Genomic DNA, 22,841 nt, shown 5'->3' with positions numbered 1-22,841 from the left:
TCCGGTCAGGCCCGGGTTTCGGTCCCCTTGTGGGAGAACAGTTTCCGGGAGTTGCGAACAGCGGGCGCGGGCTCGTCGAGACGCGCGTCGGCAAGCTCGGCCGGGGTGGGCAGGCGCAGCGTCGCCAGTCCCGCGTCGATGCCCTTGCCCAGCGGCACCCGATTGATGGTGACGTGCACCGGCACCCAACCGCCCTGGTTGCCGGCCAGGCGCAGCACCCGCGCGGTCGCTCCGTCGGCGAACTCGGTCGCCATCGCGTCCAGTTCGGGCATGTCCTGCGGATGCACCACATCCGAGCGCAACCCGCCTGCGCGCCAATTGAAGAACGGCACCGGGTCGTCCAGCCACTTCAGCAGGGTCCAGTGCTTCGGGTCCACGAGTGCCCGGTGCACACCTGGCACCGCCAGCCCGTCGAGGATCCGCTGCGCGAGCACGTCGTGCTGGATGCCGGCGCCCTCGCGGACGCTGCGCCAGTTCATGGCCCGGCAGATCAGCCGTTCCCGACCGTCGTCTCCGACCTCGGGCAGTGACCGCGCCACGAACCCGACGGTGATCGCCTCGCCGCGGTAATCGGTGACGTCCCAGGTGTTGCAGATGGTGGTGCCCGGTTCGGGGCGGATCACCATGCTGATCACCTCGGTTTCGTTCGGGTTGAGGTCGCGCCGCGGCAGGTCGTCGGCGAACGCGCGTCCCCGCCTGGCCTGTCTGGCCGGATCCCAGCCGCCCACCTGCAGCGATTCGGTGGTGTCGGTCGCGGTGCCCGCCTCCAGGTCCCACAGCAGCGGTCCCACCAACGGCCGCTCGGGCGCCGTCTCGTCGGGCGCACCGAGCCACAGCTGGACCCCGTGGATCCGGCCGTCGGACATCTGGACGACCTCGGTGCGGATGACCCGGTCGTTCTTCGGGGTGATGCTGGTCAGTCCGGTCGCGGCGCGCACGGTTTCGGCGATTGCGGTCTGGATGGCCATCAGATGCGGGTTGCGCCGCAGGAACGTGCCGATGGGGATCAGATCTTTGGTGTGGTCGCCGTGTGCGACGACGACGGGCTCGGTGCCGAGCGTTTCCACGAGCATCCAGTCGTGGGTCATGGAGCGATCCTACCGAGGGGTGCGCGGGCCCACGGGTGAGAAGCGAGGTACGAAATCAGTGACGATCCTCGCACCGCGGCGGCGCAACGGCGTCGGGGAAAATGTGCGAACCATTGCATACGACGCGCTCAGTGGGTACTTTTTGACCGGAACCAGCTGCTTTCGGAGTCCTTCGGAAGTCGTCGTCACGTGGCGATCCAGCGGTTCCGGCGCGCCGGTGACGGTCGTTGAGGGGTCGATCCTCGCCGGCGGCCGGTCAGCGATGCCGGTGTTCGAGTGCGCCGATGACCAGACGCAACACCCGTATCGCCCCGTCCTTGTCGAGTGGATCGTTGCCGTTGCCGCACTTGGGCGACTGCACACACGACGGGCATCCGGACGGGCATTCGCACGCCTCGATCGCCGACGCCGTGGCTTCCCACCACCGGGCCAGGGTGCGGAATCCGCGGGCGGCGAACCCGGCGCCGCCGGGATAGCCGTCGTAGACGAAGATCGTGGGCAGTCCGTCGACCGGGCCGACCGCCGTGGACACGCCACCGATGTCTCCGCGATCGCAACTGGCCATCAGCGGCAGCAACCCGATTGCGGCGTGCTCGGCCGCGTGCAGCGCCCCCGGTATCCGCAGGGGATCGATACCGACGTCCTGCAGGGCTTCCGGGGTGATCGTGCACATCGCTGCCATCGTGTTCAGGGTGCGGGTCGGCATGTCGAGTTCGACGAAGTCGATGACCTCTCCGTCGAGGCGGCGGCGCAGGTATCCGGTGACGGTGTTGGTGACCGACACCGGGACCAACCCGACGGTGACGGGGCCGTGCCCGGAACGTTCTCCGGCCCCGGTGACGCTGATGTCGGTGACCTCGCGAGCGAACGTTGTATAACCCGGATCCTCGGCGTGCACGAACGCGATGCCGTCCTCGCAATCGAGTGAGTCGACGACATAACTCTCACCCTGATGCAGATAGACGGCGCCGGGGTGCACCGACGCCGGTGCCTGACCGGCGCCCGTGCTGCCGAGCATCCTGCCGGTGCCGTCCTCGAGGATCGCGATCTGACCGCCGGTCGATCCCCGGATGTCGACGGCGGGGTGTGGATCGAGGCCGGGCGCGGGGAAGAATCCGCTGGGGCGGCGTCGCAGCAGACCGTCGTCGACGAGTCCGGCGGCCACCGATTCGGCGTCCCACATCCGGACCTCGGCTTCGGTCAACGGCAATTCCGTTGCCGCGCAGAGTAGTTGCGGGCCCAGCACGTAGGGGTTGGCCGGGTCGATCACGACGCGCTCGATCGGCTTGTCGAGCAGCGCGGCGGGGTGGTGCACCAGGTAGGTGTCGAGCGGGTCGTCGCGGGCGATCAGGACGACGAGGGCGCCCTGACCGCGGCGGCCGGCTCGTCCGGCCTGCTGCCAGAACGAGGCGACGGTGCCCGGAAACCCGGCGAGCACAACGGCATCCAGACCGGCGATGTCCACGCCGAGCTCGAGCGCGTTGGTGGTGGCCATCCCGCGCAGTTCGCCGTCGGCGAGTGCGCGCTCGAGCCGGCGCCGGTCCTCGGCCAGGTAGCCCGCCCGGTAGGACGCCACCTGATCGGCCAGATCGGGTGCGGTGTCGGCCAATCGGGTTCTGGCGCCCAACGCGGCCAGCTCCGCTCCACGGCGGGACCGCACGAACGTCAGCGTGCGCGCGCCCTCGGCGATCAGGTCGGCCATCACCCTGGCGGCCTCGGCGCCCGCCGATCGCCGCACCGGAGCCCCGTTCTCGCCGAGGAGATCCGGGATCAGCGCCGGCTCCCACAGCGCGATCGTGCGGGCGCCCTGCGGGGAGCCGTCCTCGGTCACCTCGGCCACGGTCTGGCCGATGAGCTCCGACGCGGTGACCGCGGGTTGTGCGGTGGTGGCGCTGGCGAAGACGACGGTCGGTCCGGACACGTCGCCGGCCGGGGCGTAGCGGGCGCACAGGCGCAGCAGACGCCGCAGGACCATCGCCACATTGGACCCGAAAATACCTCGGTAGTAATGACATTCGTCGACCACGACATACCGGAGGTTGCGCAGGAAGACCGCCCAGCGGGCATGGTTGCGCAGCAGCGACAGGTGGATCATGTCGGGGTTGGAGAAGATCCACCGGGATCGCTCGCGCGCGAACCGGCGTACTTCGGAAGGGCTGTCGCCGTCGTACGGCGTCGGCGCGACATCGTCGAGACCGGGTACCGACGCGGTGAGCGCTGCGGCGGCACGCAATTGGTCGTGTCCCAGTGCTTTCGTCGGTGACAGGTAGAGGACCCGCGAGCGCGGATTGCGCTTCAGCTCCGTCGCTATGGGCAGTTGGTAGGCCAGCGACTTGCCCGACGCGGTGCCGGTGCTCAACACCACATGGCGACCGTCGTGCGCGAGATCGGCCGCGGCCAGCTGGTGGGACCACAGCGACCGGATTCCCTGATCATGGAACGCCTGCACCACATCTGGGTCCGCCCACGGTGGCCAGGGGTGCGAGGTGGCGCGTCGCGGCGGGAGATCTGCGACGTGGCGCAGGGGGTGCTCGTCGGCGGCGGTGCCCTCGACCGCGCAGGCGAGCAGCTCGCGGCCGAACTCCGGCACCGGTTCTGTCACGTCGGACCCTCCCGGTCGAGGGCCGTCGGTAGTGCGGCCCCGGACCTTGTCTATGTGAATTGTTCACTACGGGAACCCCGCGAGACTGTCGCGGCAGCCATGAACGTGGTTGACTGATCGCGGTCGCAGCTTCTGTGTTCGTGTATTCGCACCCGCAGGAACGACGTTGCGATCGCGGTTCCTGCGAGGGTTGTAGGTCGGGTCGAGTTCCGAGCACTCCACGAAGGTATGGCGGTCGGAACGGGCCCGGTCTGCCGAAAAGACGGTGAACCGCACCCGGTGAATCCAAGAGAAGGAAAGTACGAAAGATGCCACAGGGAACTGTGAAGTGGTTCAACGCGGAGAAGGGCTTCGGCTTCATCGCCCCCGAGGACGGCTCCGCTGACGTATTCGTCCACTACACGGAGATCCAGGGTTCCGGCTTCCGCACCCTGGAAGAGAACCAGAAGGTCGAGTTCGAGGTCGGCCAGAGCCCCAAGGGCCCGCAGGCCACCGGCGTCCGCGCCGTCTGAGCACGACACCCAAGACCTCTACGACACCCCCGCGCCGTCCACCCGGACACGCGGGGGTGTTCTGTTTCGTGCGTCCACGAACGGAGCGGGCTGGCTTAATGTCGACGGTGTGAGCCAGTTGTCCTTCTTTTCTGCGGAGTCGGTGCCCCCGGCGATCGCCGATCTGACGGGCATTCTGGCCGGGCCCGGGCAGGTGGTGCTCCGGGGCGGCGCCGAGGGACAGGCCGCACGGCTGTCGGTGGTGGTCGAGGCGCGGTGGCGCGCCGACGCGCTGGCCGAGATGATCGCCGACGTCGGGCTGGAGCCCGAGATCACCCGCACCGACGAGGGCCACCCGCTGGTGCGCACCGCCGCGGACGTCCGGCTGGTCGCCATCGCCGTGGACTGGACCCGCGGGGCCGTCAAGACCGTCCCGCCGCAGTGGCTGCCCGGTCCGCGCGAGTTGCGCGCCTGGACGCTCGCGGCGGGTACGCCCGAGGCCGACCGGTATCTGCTGGGACTCGATCCGCATGCCCCCGACACGCATCCGGCGCTTGCTTCGGCGATGATGCGGGTCGGGATCGCGCCGACTCTGATCGGCACCCGCGGGTCCCGGCCGGCGTTGCGGATCAGCGGCCGTCGACGCCTGTCGCGCCTGGTAGAGAACGTGGGGGAACCCCCGGCGGCGGTCGAGGCGTTGGCTCAGTGGCCGCGGATCGAGCCGGTTTGAGACGATCTGCGACGAGGGGGACGGTTTGCGTCGGCAAGCCCGGGGTGCGAAATTGTGAGTTGCCCGGCGGGTCGTGTGGGTAAATGCACACCGCAGGCAGCCGGGAGAATGGTGGAGCTGGATCAGTGAACAGGTCACGTGGCTGACGGGGACCGCGGCAGCGGCAAGAACGGGTCCGTGCGGCGACTCGTCATAGTCGAGTCGCCGACCAAAGCGCGCAAAATCGCAGGTTATCTGGGGTCGAACTACGTCGTCGAGTCCTCCCGCGGGCACATCCGCGACCTGCCGCGCGCGGCCGCCGACGTCCCGGCCAAGTACAAGTCGGAACCGTGGGCGCGCCTCGGCGTCAACGTCGACGCCGACTTCGAGCCGCTCTACATCATCAGCCCAGATAAAAAGGCCACCGTCGCCGATCTGAAGGACAAGCTCAAGAACGTCGACGAGCTCTATCTGGCCACCGACGGTGACCGCGAGGGCGAGGCGATCGCCTGGCATCTGCTGGAGACGCTGAAACCGCGCATCCCGGTCAAGCGGATGGTGTTCCACGAGATCACCGAGCCCGCGATCCGTGCGGCCGCCGAGGACCCCCGCGACCTCGACAACGACCTGGTCGACGCCCAGGAGACCCGTCGCATCCTGGACCGTCTCTACGGCTACGAGGTCAGCCCCGTGTTGTGGAAGAAGGTCGCGCCGAAGCTGTCGGCCGGCCGCGTGCAGTCGGTGGCGACGCGCATCATCGTCCAGCGCGAACGCGAGCGGATGGCATTCCGCAGCGCCGGCTACTGGGACGTCACCGCCGAACTCGACGCCAGCGTGTCCGACGCGCAGGCCACACCGCCCACGTTCGTCGCGAAGCTCAACACCGTCGACGGCCGCCGCGTGGCCGCAGGCCGCGATTTCGACTCCCTCGGCGCGGTCAAGAAGCCCGGTGAGGTGCTCGTCCTCGACGAAGCCGCCGCGAACGCGCTGGCCGGTGGTCTGCGCGGCGCCCAGCTGTCGGTCTCCTCGGTCGAGCAGAAGCCCTACACCCGCCGCCCGTACGCGCCGTTCATGACCTCGACGCTGCAGCAGGAAGCCGGCCGCAAGCTGCGGATGTCCTCGGAGCGCACGATGAGCATCGCGCAGCGTCTGTACGAGAACGGCTACATCACCTATATGCGTACCGACTCGACGACGCTGTCGCAGTCGGCCATCGACGCCGCACGCAACCAGGCCCGCCAGCTCTACGGCGAGGAGTACGTCCACCCGACGCCGCGCCAGTACACCCGCAAGGTCAAGAACGCGCAGGAGGCCCACGAGGCCATCCGCCCCGCCGGTGACGTGTTCCAGACCCCCGGCCAGCTGCACAGCCAGCTCGACACCGACGAGTTCCGTCTCTACGAGCTGATCTGGCAGCGCACCGTCGCCTCCCAGATGGCCGACGCCCGGGGTACGACGCTGAGCCTGCGGATCGCCGGAGCTGCCACCAGCGGTGAGCAGGTCGTCTTCAACGCCAGCGGTCGCACGATCACCTTCGCGGGCTTCCTGAAGGCGTACGTCGAGAGCCTCGACGAGCAGGCCGGCGGCGAGGCCGACGACGCCGAGAGCCGGCTGCCGAACCTGACCCAGGGTCAGCGTGTCGACGCCAAGGACCTGACCGCCGACGGCCACACCACTTCACCGCCCGCGCGCTACACCGAGGCGTCGTTGATCAAGGCTCTCGAAGATCTCGGAATCGGCCGGCCGTCGACGTACAGCTCGATCATCAAGACCATCCAGGACCGCGGCTATGTCCACAAGAAGGGCAGCGCGCTGGTCCCGTCGTGGGTGGCGTTCGCCGTGATCGGCCTGCTGGAGCAGCATTTCAGCCGGTTGGTCGATTACGACTTCACCGCCGCGATGGAAGACGAGCTCGACGAGATCGCCGCCGGCAACGAGCGACGGACCAACTGGCTCAACAACTTCTACTTCGGCGGCGAGCACGGAGTCGAGGGCTCGATCGCCCGGGAGGGCGGGCTCAAGAAACTGGTCGGCGGCAACCTCGAAGAGATCGACGCCCGAGAAGTCAACTCCATCAAGCTGTTCGACGATTCGGAAGGTCGCGCGGTCAACGTCCGGGTCGGCCGCAACGGCGCGTATCTGGAGCGGATGGTTGCGGACCCTGATAATCCGGGTGAGCTGAAGCCGCAGCGCGCCAACCTCAAGGACGAGCTGACGCCCGACGAGCTGACCCTGGAGCTGGCAGAGAAGCTGTTCGCCACACCGCAAGAGGGGCGTTCGCTGGGGATCGACCCGGCGACGGGACACGAGATCGTCGCCAAGGACGGGCGTTACGGGCCGTACGTCACCGAGGTCCTGCCCGAGCCGCCCGATGACGGTGAGGCCGGGGCGACGGCCAAGAAGGGCAAGAAGCCGACCGGCCCCAAGCCGCGTACCGGTTCGCTGCTGCGGTCGATGGACCTGGAGACCGTCACCCTCGACGACGCGCTGCGGCTGCTCTCGCTGCCCCGCGTGGTCGGTGTCGACCCCGCCAACGGTGAGGAGATCACCGCGCAGAACGGCCGCTACGGCCCATATCTGAAGCGCGGCACCGATTCCCGGTCGTTGGCGACCGAAGAGCAGATGTTCGACATCACGCTCGAGGAGGCCCTCAAGATCTACGCCGAGCCCAAGCGCCGGGGCCGCCAGGGTGCGGCGACCCCGCCGCTGCGTGAACTCGGCGTGGACCCGGTCTCGGAGAAGCCGATGGTGATCAAGGACGGCCGCTTCGGCCCGTACGTCACCGACGGCGAGACCAACGCGAGTCTGCGCAAGGGCGACGACGTCATGTCGATCACCGATGCGCGCGCATCCGAACTGCTCGCCGACCGCCGTGCGCGCGGTCCGGTGAAGAAGAAGGCCGCGAAGAAGGCCGCAGTGAAGAAGACCGCAGCGAAGAAGGCCGCCAAGAAGGCGCCGGCGAAGAAAGCGGCCAAGAAGGCCTGACCGCCCTAGCGGGTGGTGCTCGGCACGTCGTCGGCGACCTTCTCCTCGACCCGCGGGGGGCGGATGAGGTTCACCGGGCGGGCCAGCTGCGTCGGCGCGGTGCGTCCGCGCAACTCGACGACCTCGCCGACGTTCCAGCACAGCGCCTCGGCGTCCAGCGCGTCGGCGACCGCGAGCGAGGACGCCAGCACGTGCCCGGGTTCGAGTTTGGCGAGCTCGGTCAGGCGGGCGGCTTCGTTGACCGGGTCGCCGATCACCGTGTACTCGAAACGGGCCTGTGCGCCGATGTGGCCGGCGATGGCGCGCCCGGCGGACACCCCGATGCCGAACTCCGTCTCACCGAGCACATTGATCAGCTCGTCGTGCAGCTCGCGTGATGCGGCCAGCGCGGCGCCCGACGCGTCGGGGTGCTCGATCGGCGCGCCGAAGATGGCCAGCGCCGCGTCGCCTTGGAACTTGTTGACGAAGCCTCCGTGCCGGTTGACGGTGTCGACGACGACGCGGAAGAACTCGTTGAGCAGGCTGACGACCTCGGAGGCCGGAATGGTCGCCGCCAGGTGTGTCGAGCCGACGAGGTCGACGAACAGCACGGCGACGTCGCGTTCCTGGCCGCCGAGCTCGGTGCCCCGCTCAAGGGCGCGACGTGCGACGTCCTCGCCGACGTAGCGGCCGAACAGGTCGCGCAGGCGTTGTCGTTCGGCAAGATCGCGCACCATGTCGTTGAACCCGGCCTGCAGCAGGCCCAGCTCGCTGGCGTCGTAGATCTGCATGTGGGCGTTGTAGTTGCCGCGTTGCACCTCGCCCAGCGCCCAGCGGAGCTGCCGCAACGGGTCGGCGATCGACATCGCCACCAGCACGGTGCTGGACAACCCGATGATCAACGCCACGATCGCCAGCAGCAGGATCGTCGTGATCAACCGGTCGGCGGGCGCGGTCAGCACCTCGAACTTGCTCGCCACCAGCGCGAGCACGATCGCGAGCACCGGCACGCCGGTCGAGAGCACCCAGGTCAGCACCTGGCGCAGGATCACGCCGGGGGCCCGGAAATTCTCCGGCACACCGCCCCGCAGAGCCGCCACCGCCACCGGTCGCAGCACCCGCTCGGACTGCAGATAGCCGATGATCGCCGTCGCGGTGGCCCCCAGCCCGGTCGCGACGGCCACCACCGGTGCGGACTTGCTGGCCACCGGCCAGCTCGCGACGATGAAGACCACCGAGCCCAGCAGCCAGTTCGTCGCGCTGATCAGCGACCGGTAGAACGGCATCTTCAGGGCCCGCATGCGGGCGACCTCGGTGTCGGAGGGGTCGCGGTCGCCCAGCAGCATGTCGCGCCGCTGCCAGCGCATCACCGGGATGAGCATGCGCAGCGTCAGATAGGACGCGACGGTGAACGACACGAACAGGTAGCCCAGGAAGATGGCCAGGTTGTAGGCGGGAAGGTCCTGAAGCTGGATGCGGTCCTCGGGCGGCAGCCCGAAACGCAGGAAGCCGAGGACCAGCAGCGCGCCGATGATGTCGGCCTGCAGCATGCCGAGCGTGAACACCGGCCACGGGGTGCGCGCGACCCAGCGGACGAATGCACTGATTCGTCCCGTCTCGGTCGGGTCGGCGGCCATTCGCTTACCGTATCGGGCTCCGCTGACGCAGTAGTGGCCTCTGGGACGGACGTGTCGGTTCGCAGCACTACTGTTATCGGCGATGGCCGGAGTTTTCTCACGCCTGGTGGGCCAGGACACAGTCGAGGCGGAGCTGATCGCCGCAGCTAGAGCAGCTCGCGGTGATTCCGTTCACGATGACGACCCCGCTGAGACGGGCACCATGACGCATGCCTGGCTGATCACCGGTCCGCCCGGATCTGGCCGGTCGATCGCGGCGCTGTGCTTCGCGGCGGCGCTGCAGTGCACCTCCGAGGGCAGGCCGGGGTGCGGTGAGTGCCGCGCGTGCACGACGACGATGGCCGGCACCCACGCCGACGTACGGCGGATCATCCCGGAGGGGCTGTCCATCGGCGTCGACGCGATGCGCGCGATCGTGCAGATCGCGTCGCGACGTCCCGGGACGGGCCGCTGGCAGATCGTGGTGGTCGAGGACGCCGATCGATTGACCGAGGGGGCGGCGAACGCGCTGCTGAAGGTCGTCGAGGAGCCGCCGCCGTCGACGGTGTTCCTGCTGTGCGCGCCGTCGGTCGATCCCGAGGACATCGCGATCACGTTGCGCTCGCGGTGCCGTCATGTGGCGCTGGTGACGCCGCCGGCCGATGCGATCGCCCAGGTGCTGATCGCCGACGGACTGTCTCCGGACGAGGCCCGGTGGGCGGCGTCGGTCAGCGGTGGCCACGTCGGACGTGCGCGCCGGCTGGCCACCGACGACGAGGCCCGCGAGCGCAGGAAACGCGCGCTGGGCCTCGCCCGCGACGCGGCGACGCCGTCGCGGGCCTACGCCGCCGCCGAGGAACTGGTGGCCACTGCCGAAGCCGAGGCGAAAGCCCTCACCGGGGACCGCAACGAGGCCGAGTCCGAGGAACTGCGGACCGCGCTGGGCGCCGGAGGCACGGGTAAGGGCACCGCGGGCACCATGCGGGGCGCGGCGGGAGCGCTCAAAGAGCTGGAGAAACGGCAGAAGTCCCGGCAGACGCGGGCGTCGCGCGACGCGCTGGACCGTGCGTTGATCGACCTGGCGACGTATTTCCGGGACGCGCTGCTGGTGTCCGCGGGCGCCACCGATGTGGTCGCCAACCATCCCGACATGGCCGACAAGGTCGCGGCGCTGGCCGCGCACGCACCGCCGGACAAGCTGCTGCGCTGCATCGAGGCCGTGCTGGAATGCCGGGAGGCGCTGGCGGTGAACGTCAAGCCGAAGTTCGCCGTCGACGCGATGGTCGGCACGGTCGGACAGGCGCTGCGCAGCTGACCCGGGGTTCAACTTGGGCTGACGGCGACTCCTGCCGTAGACTCAGGCCGCTGCTGGTCAGCACGCCGCCCTAGCTCAGTCGGTAGAGCATCTCACTCGTAATGAGAAGGTCAGGGGTTCGATTCCCCTGGGCGGCTCCACCCTTCTCCCGCGAGCAGACACATACTCGCGTGTCCCTGCGGCGTGTCGTGCGAGTATGCGTCTGCTCGCGAGGTGATCGCGAGGCCCGCCCGCGTCGCTCTCCGCACGCTCGGCGCCCGGGGAGGTGGTTCCGGCATGGGTCGGCGCCACGCCGAATATCCCGCTCCCGCTTTCGGATTCACGTCGACAGGACGCGGCGCGCGTTGCCCAAGCGTGATGAACAATTGACCGAATCGAAGGCGCACGAGTAACTTTCGCACATTATCGTGAGACTTCGATTGTCAGATTCGGTGTTGATGCGCCAAATTCGTGCGAGTTCGACGGATACGGAGTGCCATGCGCGTGGCTGTGCGGAGTGCCCTTGTCGTGGGCATATTGGCTGCGAATATGGTTGTCCCGCCCTGGGAAGTCCGCGAATTGGCCAGCTGGACACCGCAACTCAGGATCGGATCGCTGCTTCCCGCAGAAGGCGCCACCGTGGGCGTGGCCCATCCTGTGGTGATCACCTTCGACAACGCCGTGGTGAACCGGCTCGCCACCGAGCAGGTCATGCGCATCGCCTCGGACCCGCCCATGACCGGCACCTTCGAGTGGGTCGCCGACAACGTGGCGCACTGGGTGCCGAACGAATTCTGGCCGGCGCACAGCACCGTCAAACTGACGCTGGGCGACCTGCCCACCAGGACATTCGAGATCGGCCGGGCCGTCGTCGGCATTGCCAACCTCTCCGACCACACCTTCACCGTGACGATCGACGGCGTGCCACCTTCTGAGCTGCCGGCCCCACACCACCGGCCCTACTGGGGATTGCACGGCGTCTTCCCGGCATCCATGGGGCGACCGGAATACCCGACCCCCGTCGGCGTCTATTCGGTGCTCGCCAAAGAACGTGACGTGACAATGGATTCGAGCAGTGTGGGCATCCCCACCGATGCTCCAGACGGCTACCTGCTCGATGTGGACTACGCCGTCCGTTTCACGCATCGAGGCCTTTTCGTGCACTCGGCGCCGTGGGCTGTGAACCAGATGGGCAATGAGAACGGCAGCCACGGTTGTATCGGACTCAGCACCGAAGACGCCGAGTGGTACTTCAACACCGTCAACGTGGGTGACCCGATCGTGGTGCGAGAGAACGGCGTTGAGGTGTCGCAAGCAGTGCCACGGTAGGAGTCCGGCGCTGCCGTGGCCGGCCGGGTCGATCGAACCGAACCGGCCCGCCCCCTATCGGAGCGGGCCGTCGGCGATCCTCAGTTGCCGCCCGTGGGTCCGGGCGGGATCGGCTGACCGGGGACGGGTGCTCCACTCGGTGCGGGGCCCGTCAGGTCGCCCTTGCCGGCCAGACCGCCCATGCTGGCCACCGGAAGACCGCCCGCGGCGCCCGCCGCAGGGATCGGCGGGACGACCGGTGGCGGTGCCAGCGGTGGAACGACCGGCGGGACAACAGGTGGCGGTGCCAGCGGCGGGACGACCGGGGGGACAACCGGCGGCGGCGCCATGGGCGGGGGCACCGGCCCGGGAAGAGCCATCGGAACGCCGGACATTTCCGCGACCGGCGCGCAGGGCGCAGCTGCTGCCGGATCCTGACCGGCAGAGGTCTGGAGGCATTCGGCTCCGCCGGCGTGCGCCACACCGGGGCTCACCGCCAACGCGATACCGCAGAGCCCGGCCCCGACGGCAGCCACTCTGATGCTCAGCCGATCAAAGACCGCCATCACCCACCAACTCCTTCATCGACAACGCCCGCACGAGGTCTTCCTCGGAGCGAAGCGTCAATTTATCGACTCGTCCGGTGATGAGGGAATATGCCGTTTCCGAACAGTGACTTCCGGTGCGGGTTGATACCGATCTGTGTCGAAATCAACGGCGAACGAGATGATTTCGAGACGTTCGAGGGTCGACGGTGTGCGGCGCTGCTACGGGCCCGCGAAGTCCCCGACCGCGGTCATCCTGTTGCCGTCCGACGCGGTCGCGAAACCGGCTGCGGCGAATGCGCAGTTCAAGATGATCGCCCGGTGTCCGGGACTGCCCATCCAGAAAGCCAGCGCTGCGTCCGCCGTCGCGGCGGAGCCTGTGGCCCAGAAGACGATCTCACCGGTGGAGGCGTCCCCGCGGTAACCGGCGTCCGTCATGCGTGCATGCGGTGATGAGCCGTCCGAACCCACGTGACTGTGGTTTGTGTTCCTGAGCATGTCGTCGGCGTGGCGCTGCGCCGCCGCGGTGAGACGCGCATCCTGGCGGATCGCCCCGCATGATTGACGAAGCTGGTTGACGCCGGCGTGCAACCCGGCGGCCACGTCGGCCTCCGCCGTGAAGTCTGCGCTCGTGCCGACGGCCGCGACGACGACCGTGCTGAGCGCGAAGACACCGGCGATCTTCAGCTTCATCTTCGGTACGTCGCCCTGTCGGCGCGTTTCGTTACCAAACCGAGATGGTGTGCATCACGGCGCGGGGGCGACGAAGCCGACCGGACCCGCGGCGATACAGACCGACAGCGCGGCGGTGTTCGCGCTGGCGGTGATCGCATCACCGGCCCCCGGCAGTCGGACGAACACCCGGTTCAGGCCCGGCTCGACGGGCACTCTGACCTCCTCACCCTCGGACAGGGACAGTGTCATCGAGCCGTCGCTGTTGCCCAGATAGTTGATCTCGACGGTCCAGTCCGCGGGCAGCAGCGGACCGTCCAACGGCATCCGCACGGGCTGATCGGGCTGCACGAGGTATCCGCAGCCCTGCTCGGGGCCCGGCCGGATGCTGCGTACCCACGTGACCTGCGCGTCGGTCAACCTCCCGGTCGAATCCAGGGTGCGCAGATCCGTTGTGGTGGAGGCGAACTCGGGACGTTCGGGGAGCAGCGCGAACATGTGCGACGCCAGGTTCTCCGGCCAGGCGACGCGCTGCAGCACCAACGGGTCGACCTCCTGGTCGAGCATCGGGGCATCCGAGCCGGCATGGGCCTGCGCGAGGCCGCTGCGTGCGTTCTGCAGATACGGCTGGGCGGGGTTGTCGCGCCAACTCGTCAGGAACGTCGCCGTCGAGTACAGGCTGCTCATCACGAAAAGCGCGGTGCAGCACGCGATCGCCAGGGTCCGCCACGGTGAGCGGTCCAGCCACCGGGAGCGCTCACGGTTCGGAGCGCACAGGCCGACGGCGGCGAGCAGCGCGAGCACCAGCACCAGATCGGGCAGGTAGCGCAGCGTCTGCGCCAACTCCAGCGCGGTGAACCGTGAGGACCGCATCAGGTAGATCGGCACCTGGCAGGCCACGGCGTATCCCAGCGCGGCCAGCCACACCGGTCCGAGGCGGCGTTTGCGCAGCAGCGTGACGACCACGACCGCGGCCAGCGCCACCCAGCCGACGACCATCACGATCACCGGCGGCGTCGCCCACGGTGACGCCGGCGCCCATCGCTGCCAGTCCCACGGACCGCCGGCCAGACCCGGGACGATGCCGTGGGTGAACGAGCGCCGCAACAGATCCCACGTCATCGACAGATCGAAACTCCAGCGCTGCTGATCGACGACGAGCAGGTAGACGCCGACCCACCCGGCGGTCAGCGCCAGGGTGGCCGTCCACAACCGCGCTCCGCGGCGCCACACCTGCGAAACCCCCGCCGTCGCCGTCACGTGGCCGTAGAGCGCCGTGACGGTGAACGCGACGAACGGGATGATCGCGGCCTTCTCGAAGAACAGCAGCCCGCCCAGGAACACCAGTGCCCCCGACAGCGCGTAACGCTGATTGCCGGTGCGGAGCAACAGGATCGCGTCCGCGCACACCCACGCCATCGCCGCCAGCATCGGCAGTGCGTTCAGGCCCGCCGCCCACCACGCGAAACTCGGCAGGGCCAGCGGGGTGAACAACGCGAATGTCAACGGCACCAACAACACCGGACGCCAGCCGAGGATCACATACAGTGCACGCAGCAGCGCCAGCGACGCCACCACCGCGAGAACGACGAGGCTGACCGCCGGACCGGCCCAGTCCAGCGGCGCCATCCGGGTGATCGCGCCGGCGACCAGGAACGCACCCGGCATGACGTGCCCGTCGTGGTCGTCGAACAGGTATCCCGGTGACAGCAGCCCCTGCGTCCCGGCGCGTCCGACGAGAATCAGGTCGTCCCAGTAGAAGTAGCCACCGAACGCCAACACCGCGCGGACCACCAGGTGCAGCGCGATCAGCGCCCCGGCGGCGCGGACGACGGTGAATCTCACAGAGCTAGCGCGGATACGCGTCTCCGGCGTGTTGGCGGGCCCGCCACGCCGAGGCGACCATCTCCTCCAGGGAATGACGGTTGCTCCAGCCCAGGTCGCGGGCCGCAAGGTCACCGGCCGCGACGATGCGGGCGGGGTCTCCGGGCCGGCGTGGCATGACGACGGGTTCGAAGTCGACACCGGTCACCGTCCTCATCGCGGTCATGATCTCGCGCACCGACGTGCCCGCCCCGCTGCCGAGGTTGTACACGGGTTCGACGGGCTCCCCGGCGGCGAGCCGTTGCGCCGCGGCGACGTGCGCGAGCGCCAGATCGCTGACGTGGATGTAGTCACGCACGCAGGTGCCGTCCGGGGTCGGGTAGTCGTCGCCGTTGATGCGGGGCGTCTCACCGCGGAACAGCATGTCGAACACGAGGGGGAACAGGTTGTGCGGGCTGGCGTCGAACAGTTCCACCGCCCCGGACCCGACGACGTTGAAGTACCGCAGGCTGGTGTGCCGCAGGCCCGAGGCGCGCCCGGCATCGCGGAGCAGCCACTCGCCGATCAGCTTCGTCTCGCCGTACGGCGATTCCGGTGTCGTCGGGGTCGACTCGTCGACGATGTCCACGTCGGGGGTGCCGAATGTCGCCGCGCTGGAGGAGAACACGATCTGACCGACGCCGCGGGTCTCCATCGCCTGCAGCAGGATCACCGTGGTCGACACGTTCTGCTCGTAGGTGTGCAGCGGTCTCTTGACCGACTCGCCCGCGTACTTGTAGCCCGCGATATGGATCACCCCGTCGACGTCGAAACGCGTCAGGGTGTCGTCGACGAGCGCCGCGTCGAGCAGTGTGCCCTTGACGAAGGCGGCGCCGTCGGGGACGAAGCTCTCGAAGCCGCTGGACAGATCGTCGATGACGACGACGTCGCGGCCGGCCTCCAGCATCGCGCGGGCCACGTGCGAACCGATGTATCCGGCCCCACCGGTGATCAGCCAGCTCATGTTGCCTCCTCAGTCGTCGATCGCAGCATAGGTGGGCGCGACGCCGTCGCGGTCCCGGGCAAGGGCACTCAGGTGCACCGCGATCCCGAGCAGAGGCCCGCACAGCAGCGCCACCACCGCGCGGATCTCCAGGTCCAGCGGCAGCATCAGCAGCAGGGCCGCGGCGGCGGTGGCGATGACCCACCCCGCCGCGTACGCGCGGTGCAGCGCGGCGGCGACGGTCGCGGCGCCGGTGAGCGTCAACAGCGCGATCGCGACGGCGGCGACGGTCAGCCAGGCCAGGAGCGCGCCGTCGGCGCGGTACTGGGCGCCGAAGGCTTCGCGCAGCAGCCAGGGGCCGAAGACCGCGGCGAGGACGACACCGCCTGCCCCCAGCGCTGCGACCAGGGCCGACGGTGCCAGCAGGGCCTTGAGCCGATGCGCGCGCTGGTCGATGAAGTACGCGATCAGATTTCCCTGCATCGCGGTCAACGGCACCAGCAGCGGCGCCCGGGTGAGCGTGACCGCGAGGATCACCACCCCGCCGGTGGCGCCGAGGTCACCGGAGGTGGCGGCGAGCAGCACCGGAAAACCCATCACGAGCACCGCGCTCGCCCCCGCCGCGGCCATGGAGTGCCCGGCGCCGCGCAGGAACGTGGCTGTGCCGCCGGTGGTCTGCACCCGCGCGGCAGCCCGCGTCGCGGGGGAGACCAGCAGCATCAGCAGCCAGCTGAAGGCGCCCGCGACCGTCGCCCACAGGTACCCGCCCAGACCCCAGCCGGCCGCGAACCCGGCCGCCGCGACGACGACGCGCAGTGCCGCGTCGGTGACCATCAGCGCGCCGTAGTCCGACCAGCGGCCCATCCCGGCGAGCGCGCCGAGCAGCGTGGTGTGCACGCAGAACCCGGCCAGGCCTGCGCAGAGCAGGGCCACGCTGAGCATGCGGGCGTCGACGAACACGTGCGCCGACCACAGTGGGGCGGAGACCCCGATGGCCGCCGCCGCGGCGACCCCGACCGCGGCCGCGACGGCCAGCGGGCGGGTGTGCCGGTGCGCGGTGCCGGCGGACGGGTGGCGCACCTCGCGTGTCGTCTCCTGGAGCAGGCCGAACGCGGCGCCGCTGACGAGGCCGAAGGCCCCCCAGAACACTCCGAAGACGGAGAAGCCGGCCGGCTCGAGGTCGCGGGCGGCGAGGTAGAGCACCGCGTATCCGCACAGCGCCGACAGTGCCGTCGCCACGCCGACCCGGACCACGCTGGCCCGGCTCACCGCACCGGACGGCCCCGCGGTCGCGTCGGTCACGACCCGGCGTCCAGCGCCGGAACCTCCGTCGAGTACAGCCACGCCGCCCACAACGACCGCAGCGACTCGTCGGAATACTGGGAGGCGAGACCGAGGAAGTCATCGGTCACGACGCTCGAGTGCCGGTACCGGGTCGTCCAGTCCTTCAGCAGCGCAAAGAAATTCGCGTCGCCGATGCGCTGCCGTAGCACGTGCAGGGTCAGCGCGCCGCGCTTGTAGACGCGGTCGTCGAACATGTCGCGGGGCCCCGGGTCGGCGAGCACCAGATCGTGCGGGGAGTGCTTGAGCCGGTGGTGGTAGTGCTGCGCCCACTGCTGCGCGGTGCGCTCGCCGCAGTGCTCCGACCACAGCCACTCGGCGTAGCAGGCGAAGCCTTCGTGCAGCCAGATGTGGCGCCACCTCTGCACGGTGACCGAGTTGCCGAACCACTGGTGGGCGAGCTCGTGGGCGATCAGCCGCTCGGCCTTGCGACTGCCGTCGCAGTGGTTGGCACCGAATATCGAGATCCCTTGTGCCTCAAGGGGTATTTCGAGATCATCGTCGGTCACGACCACGGTGTAGCCGGTGGCCAGCGGGTAGGGCCCGAACAGTTTGGTGAACAGCTTCATCATCTGGGGCTGGCGGCAGAAGTCGTGGGCGAACTCGCGACGCAACCGGTCGGGCAGGACCGCGAAGATCTCGACGCCGTTCTTGGACAGGCGGTGCCGGTTGTACACGCCGATCTGCAGCGTGATCAGATACGTCGACGTCGGCTCGGACTGCTCGTAGACCCATGTCGTCATCCCGGCCCGGGGGCGCCGCGACAGCAGCTTTCCGTTGGCCAGCGCGAAATACGGGCTCTCGGTGGCGATCTGCACCCGAAAGCTGGCCTTGGCGGCGGGATGGTCGTCGCACGGGAACCACGACGACGCGCCGTTGGGTTGCCCGGCCACCAGCACGCCCTCGGTGAGCTCCTCGAAACCGACGTCGCCCCATGGGGTTCGATTGGGGCGCGGGTTCCCGCTGTAGCGGATCCCGACGGTCATCGCCGCGCCGGCGGGCAGGCGCTCGGCCAGCGTGATGTGGAGTTTGCCTGCCGCAGTGCGGTAGTGGGCCGGCCGCTTGCCGTTGACGGACACCTTCGACACCGACAGTGCGTCGGCGAGATCGAGGGTGAACGTCTTGATCTCGGCGAGCGTGACGGCGGTGATCGCCGCCGACCCGCTGAGCCTGTTGATGGTCGTCTTGTACTCCAGGTCGAGTTCGTAGCGCGACACCCGGTACCCGAAGTTGCCCGCCTCGGGCAGATACGGGTCGATGACGGGGGAGGAGTTCTTCTTGGACACCCGTTTCCGTGCCGTCACGCGGCCGCAGACTTCTTGGGTTTGGGGTCGGACTCGCGCTTCTTGCGCGGCGGATTCCACACCGCGATCGGGTTACCCTGCCACCTCGTCGACGGCGGCACCTCGTCGCCGCGCATCACCAGGGACGCGGGCCCGACCGTCGCCCCGGCGCCGATGCGCGCGGCGGGCAGCGCGACGCAGTGCGGTCCGAGCGTTGCGCCCGCCTCGAGCACCACGGTGTCCATCCGCATGATCCTGTCGTGGAACAGGTGGGTCTGCACGACGCAGCCCCGGTTGACCGTGGCCCCGTCGTCGAGCGTCACCAGGTCGGCTTCGGGAAGCCAGTAGGTCTCACACCACACACCGCGTCCGATCGTCGCGCCCAGGCCCCTCAGCCAGAGGTTCATCACCGGCGTACCCGATGCGGCGCGGGCGAACCACGGCGCGGCCACCGTCTCGACGAAGGTGTCGGCCACCTCGTTGCGCCACACGAACGACGACCACAGCGGATGTTCGATCGCGGTGATCCGCCCGATCACAAGCCATTTGGCGATCACGGCGATCGCGCCGGCCACCGCGCCGGCGGCCAGCAGCACCGGACCCGCGGCGAGCGCCGCCCACGGCCACCCGACGTGCACCGCCGCCGCCTGGATCGCGAACAGCACCGCGATCCCGAGCGTGAACGTCACCACCACCGGGACGAACCGGAACATCTCGACGGTGGCGCGCAACATCTTGAGCCGGACGGACGGATGGAAGGTGCGCAGCGCGTCGGCGGCCGTCGGACGGCGCCGCAACCGCACCGGCGGGCTGCCCAGCCACGACGAGCCGGCCTTGGCCTTGCGCGGTGTCGCGGACAGGACGGCGACGAGGCCGTCGTCGGGAACCCTGCGCCCGGGTTGGGTGATGCCCGAGTTGCCGAGGAAGGCGCGCTTGCCGACGGTGGCCCGCGCGACGTGGATCCAGCCGCCGCCGAGTTCGTAGGACGCGACCATCGTGTCGTCGGCGAGGAACGCGCCGTCCTCGATGACGGTGAACTTCGGGATCAGCAGCGCGGTCGAGATCTCGGTGCCCTTACCGACCGTCGCGCCGAGCAGCCGCAGCCACCACGGGGTGAGCAGGCCCGCGTAGACCGGGAACAGGTAGGTGCGGGCGGAGTCCATCAGACGCTCGGTGGCCCACAGCTGCCAGCCCGGCCGGCTGCGCACCGGGTGGTAGCCCTCGGTCAGCCCGATCGCGAGCAGACGCACACCGATGACCGTCAGCGTCGCGTACACCAGCACCGCGGCTGCCGTCGCGGGCACGGCCCACAGCAGCGCCGGAACGATCGCCGACGTCACCGTCGACGTCCCGCGCACGCCCCAACCGATCACGGCCAGCCCGGCCGCGAGCGCGGTCAGCGGCAGCGCGGCCAGCAGCAGCGAGGTGACGCCGTACATCGCGACCCACACCGGCGCCCGCGGCGGGCGGTGATCGGGCCACGGGTGCTTGGCCTTGCCGGACTTCACCGCCGGCGAGCCCTTCCAGTACTGCCCGTTCTTGACCTTGCCGATCACGCCGGAACCCGGTGCGACGTCGGCGTTCTTGCCGACGACGGCGCCGGGCAGCAGCGTCGTGCGGGCGCCGACGGTCGCGTCGTTGCCGACGGTGATCGGGCCGACGTGGAACAGGTCGCCGTCGATCCAGTGCCCGGTCAGGTCGACCTCGGGTTCGATCGAGCAGCGATGCCCGAGCGTCAGCATCCCGGTCACCGGCGGCGCGGAGTGCAGGTCCACCCCGCTGCCCACCCTGTTGCCGAGCGCGCGGGCGTAGTAGACGAGCCACGGTGCCCCGGCCATGTTCTCGGCGCCGCTGGCGTCCGCGAGCCGCTCGGCCAGCCATACGCGCAGATGGACCGAACCGCCGCGGGCATAGGTGCCCGGCTGCAGGCTCCCGACGAGGATCCGGGCGCCGAACACCGCGATGCTCATCCGGCCGGGAGGGGTGACGAACACCAGGAACCCGGCGAGCACCCACCACCAGCTGACCGGCGACACCCAGTCGACCAGAGAGAACTCGGCGGCGATGTTGTTGGCGACCGCCAGCCAGACCACCCACTGCAGGCCGGTCAGCACCGCCAGCGGGACGGTCAGCGCCACCTGCACCGCCTGGGTCAGCCTGGAGACCGGCGTAACCGTGCGGGTCTCGACCGCCGCGGGCGGATCGAGTTCGTCGAGGTAGCCGGCCAGCGAACCCAGTCGGGGATGGTCGTAGAGGTCGGCGACGGTGACCTGCGGGTAGCGCTGCCGCAGCGCGGCGACGAGCTGCGCCGCCGACAGCGAGCCGCCGCCGAGGGCGTGGAAGTCGGCCTCGGGACCGTCGATCGGGGCGGCCAGCACGTCGCGCCACACGCCGGCCAGCCACCCGAGCGTCCCGCCGCCCAGATCGGAACCGTCTGCGGTGTCCTTCTCGGCGCTGTCGACCGGCCACGGCAGTGCGTCGCGGTCCACCTTGCCCGACGTGCGGGTCGGGAGTTCGTCGACGACGACCAGCCGCGGGATCAGCGCGGCGGGCAGCGCTTCGGACAGCTGTGCCCGCGCCCGGGAGATGTCGAACGGCGTCTCCAGCCCCGGCGCCACCGCGAGGTAGCCGACCAGCAGCGGGGTGCTGCTGGCGGTGCGGCGGACCGCGGCGGCGGCGCCGGTGACCCCGGGCAGGTTCATCAGCGCGTTGTCGACCTCGCCGAGCTCGATGCGGCGGCCGCCGACCTTGACCTGGTCGTCGGCGCGGCCGACGAAGTAGAGCCCGTCGGTCTCCAGCCGCACGAGGTCGCCGCTGCGGTACGCGCGGCTCCACGCCAGGGTCGGGAACGGCGCGTACTTCTCGGCGTCCTTGTCCGGGTCGAGGTAGCGGGCGAGTCCGACGCCGCCGATGATCAGTTCGCCGACCTCGCCGACCGCGACCGGTTCCCCGGCCTTGTCGACCACGGCGAGGTCCCAGCCGGGCAGCGGCAAGCCGATGCTGACCGCCGCTGTCCTATTTCCCTGGTCGCTGCGCTCCTGCCCTCCGGAACCTCCGTCCAGCCTCGCCGCACACGCGACCACCGTCGCCTCGGTCGGGCCGTAGGTGTTCCAGACCTCACGGCCCGCGGAGTCGGGTCCGGCGGCGAGGCGCTCGGCCAGCTCGGGCGGGCAGGCCTCACCGCCGAAGATCAACAGCCGCACCGATTCCAGCGCCTCGGCGGGCCACAGGGCGGCCAGGGTCGGGACCGTGGACACGACGGTGATGTCCCGTGAGACCAGCCACGGACCGAGGTCCATGCCGCTGCGCACCAGCGACCGCGGGGCCGGCACCAGGCAGGCGCCGTGCCGCCACGCCAGCCACATCTCCTCGCACGACGCGTCGAACGCGACGGACAGTCCGGCCAGCACGCGGTCCCCCGGGCCGAGCGGGTTGTTCTGCAGGAACATCTTCGCCTCGGCGTCGACGAACGCGGCCGCGTTGCGGTGCGAGACCGCGACGCCCTTCGGGGTGCCGGTGGAGCCCGAGGTGAAGATGATCCAGGCGTCGTCGCGGCTCAGCGGCGCGGCGGCCCGCCACCCGCGGGATGCGCCCGGACCGCGCACCAGGCCCCGCTCGGTGATGATCGCGACGACGCCGGCCTCGGTGAACACCAAATCGGCGCGCTCCTGCGGATCGTCGGCGTCGACCGGGACGTAGGCCGCGCCGGCGGCGAGGGTGGCCAGGATCGCGACGTAGAGCGCGTAGCTGCCCGACGGCATCCGGATCCCGATACGGTCGCCGCGGCCGATGCCGCGGGCGCCGAGCCACGCGACGCTGTCCTCGACGTCGGAGAGCAGTTCTGCGTAGGTGAGCTGCACCGTGCCGTCGTCGAGGGCGGGCGCGTCGGGGAACCGGCGCGCCGTCTCGGCCAGGATGTCGATCAGGGTGCGCGGTTGCGGGGCGTATGCCGAGAGCAGGAACTGACTAGGGATCTCTGGGGTTCGATCCACGGCCGTCACGGGTACAAACTACTCAGCGTCAGGAACCACCTCGCCCCGTCGGGCCGTTTCGCGTGTCGGGCCATCGCCTGGCAGGATGAGCCGCTTGGAGGGGAGTATTCCTTCGCCGCAGTGTCGTCAT

Annotated in this window: 15 protein-coding genes and 1 tRNA gene; 6 read left to right on the top strand and 10 right to left on the bottom strand. The window is 69.7% G+C overall.

Annotation, left to right across the window (positions count from 1 at the left end):
- Positions 1-5 precede the first annotated feature (5 nt).
- Together DYE23_RS25160 and DYE23_RS25155 are read right to left on the bottom strand one after the other, a co-directional pair.
- Positions 6-1,088 carry a PAS domain-containing protein gene (locus DYE23_RS25160; RefSeq protein WP_115328462.1) on the bottom strand — a complete coding sequence of 361 codons (1,083 nt, stop codon included), beginning with the start codon at positions 1,086-1,088 and terminating at the stop codon, positions 6-8.
- A gap of 256 nt (positions 1,089-1,344) precedes the next feature.
- Positions 1,345-3,690 (bottom strand): DNA 3'-5' helicase SftH, encoded by a 2,346-nt coding sequence (locus tag DYE23_RS25155; RefSeq protein WP_115328461.1) that lies wholly within the window; start codon positions 3,688-3,690, stop codon positions 1,345-1,347.
- Between the two features lie 308 nt (positions 3,691-3,998).
- On the opposite strand from DYE23_RS25155, the gene DYE23_RS25150 reads away from it, so the two are divergent.
- From DYE23_RS25150 to topA, 3 genes are all read left to right on the top strand, one after another.
- Complete coding sequence (locus tag DYE23_RS25150; RefSeq protein WP_006243848.1) at positions 3,999-4,202, top strand: cold-shock protein; 204 nt, start codon at positions 3,999-4,001, stop codon at positions 4,200-4,202.
- Positions 4,203-4,311: 109 nt separating this feature from the next.
- Positions 4,312-4,911: a hypothetical protein gene (locus tag DYE23_RS25145; protein ID WP_011892290.1), complete on the top strand. Its 600-nt coding sequence runs from the start codon at positions 4,312-4,314 to the stop codon at positions 4,909-4,911.
- A gap of 138 nt (positions 4,912-5,049) precedes the next feature.
- Entirely contained in the window at positions 5,050-7,875 is a 2,826-nt protein-coding gene (gene topA, locus DYE23_RS25140; protein WP_011892291.1) for a type I DNA topoisomerase, read from the top strand.
- Between the two features lie 5 nt (positions 7,876-7,880).
- Here topA and DYE23_RS25135 read toward each other — a convergent pair whose 3' ends face one another.
- A complete protein-coding gene (locus DYE23_RS25135; protein WP_011892292.1) occupies positions 7,881-9,491 on the bottom strand; it encodes an adenylate/guanylate cyclase domain-containing protein in 1,611 nt (536 codons plus the stop codon).
- Positions 9,492-9,573: 82 nt separating this feature from the next.
- On the opposite strand from DYE23_RS25135, the gene DYE23_RS25130 reads away from it, so the two are divergent.
- The 3 genes from DYE23_RS25130 to DYE23_RS25120 all read left to right on the top strand — a co-directional run bounded on the left by DYE23_RS25130 (position 9,574) and on the right by DYE23_RS25120 (position 12,093).
- The gene (locus DYE23_RS25130; protein WP_013472918.1) at positions 9,574-10,785 is read left to right on the top strand and encodes a DNA polymerase III subunit delta'; all 1,212 of its coding nucleotides are present in this window, start codon (positions 9,574-9,576) and stop codon (positions 10,783-10,785) included.
- Between the two features lie 64 nt (positions 10,786-10,849).
- Positions 10,850-10,925, top strand: a tRNA-Thr gene (locus DYE23_RS25125).
- 337 nt (positions 10,926-11,262) lie between these two features.
- A complete protein-coding gene (locus DYE23_RS25120) occupies positions 11,263-12,093 on the top strand; it encodes a L,D-transpeptidase (protein ID WP_099962029.1) in 831 nt (276 codons plus the stop codon).
- An 80-nt stretch (positions 12,094-12,173) separates the two neighbouring features.
- Here DYE23_RS25120 and DYE23_RS30945 read toward each other — a convergent pair whose 3' ends face one another.
- The 7 genes from DYE23_RS30945 to DYE23_RS25085 all read right to left on the bottom strand — a co-directional run bounded on the left by DYE23_RS30945 (position 12,174) and on the right by DYE23_RS25085 (position 22,711).
- Positions 12,174-12,638, bottom strand: coding sequence for a hypothetical protein (locus DYE23_RS30945; RefSeq protein ID WP_172527840.1), 465 nt, complete (start codon positions 12,636-12,638; stop codon positions 12,174-12,176).
- Between the two features lie 201 nt (positions 12,639-12,839).
- On the bottom strand, positions 12,840-13,310 hold the full coding sequence (locus tag DYE23_RS25110; RefSeq protein ID WP_115328459.1) for a CAP domain-containing protein: 471 nt from the start codon (positions 13,308-13,310) through the stop codon (positions 12,840-12,842).
- A 54-nt stretch (positions 13,311-13,364) separates the two neighbouring features.
- Complete coding sequence (locus DYE23_RS25105; RefSeq protein WP_115328458.1) at positions 13,365-15,134, bottom strand: hypothetical protein; 1,770 nt, start codon at positions 15,132-15,134, stop codon at positions 13,365-13,367.
- A gap of 4 nt (positions 15,135-15,138) precedes the next feature.
- Positions 15,139-16,116 carry a UDP-glucose 4-epimerase GalE gene (gene galE, locus DYE23_RS25100; protein ID WP_013472913.1) on the bottom strand — a complete coding sequence of 326 codons (978 nt, stop codon included), beginning with the start codon at positions 16,114-16,116 and terminating at the stop codon, positions 15,139-15,141.
- 9 nt (positions 16,117-16,125) lie between these two features.
- Positions 16,126-17,397, bottom strand: coding sequence for a hypothetical protein (locus tag DYE23_RS25095; RefSeq protein WP_115329101.1), 1,272 nt, complete (start codon positions 17,395-17,397; stop codon positions 16,126-16,128).
- Positions 17,394-18,740, bottom strand: coding sequence for a M1 family metallopeptidase (locus DYE23_RS25090; protein ID WP_115328457.1), 1,347 nt, complete (start codon positions 18,738-18,740; stop codon positions 17,394-17,396). Before DYE23_RS25090 ends, DYE23_RS25095 begins: the two co-directional genes overlap by 4 nt.
- Positions 18,737-22,711, bottom strand: coding sequence for a Pls/PosA family non-ribosomal peptide synthetase (locus tag DYE23_RS25085; protein WP_115329100.1), 3,975 nt, complete (start codon positions 22,709-22,711; stop codon positions 18,737-18,739). Before DYE23_RS25085 ends, DYE23_RS25090 begins: the two co-directional genes overlap by 4 nt.
- Positions 22,712-22,841 lie beyond the last annotated feature (130 nt).

Source organism: Mycolicibacterium gilvum (assembly GCF_900454025.1).
Lineage (GTDB): Bacteria > Actinomycetota > Actinomycetes > Mycobacteriales > Mycobacteriaceae > Mycobacterium > Mycobacterium gilvum.
Note: the sequence above shows the minus strand (reverse complement) of the source record. Positions and strands in the feature narration are given on the sequence as shown.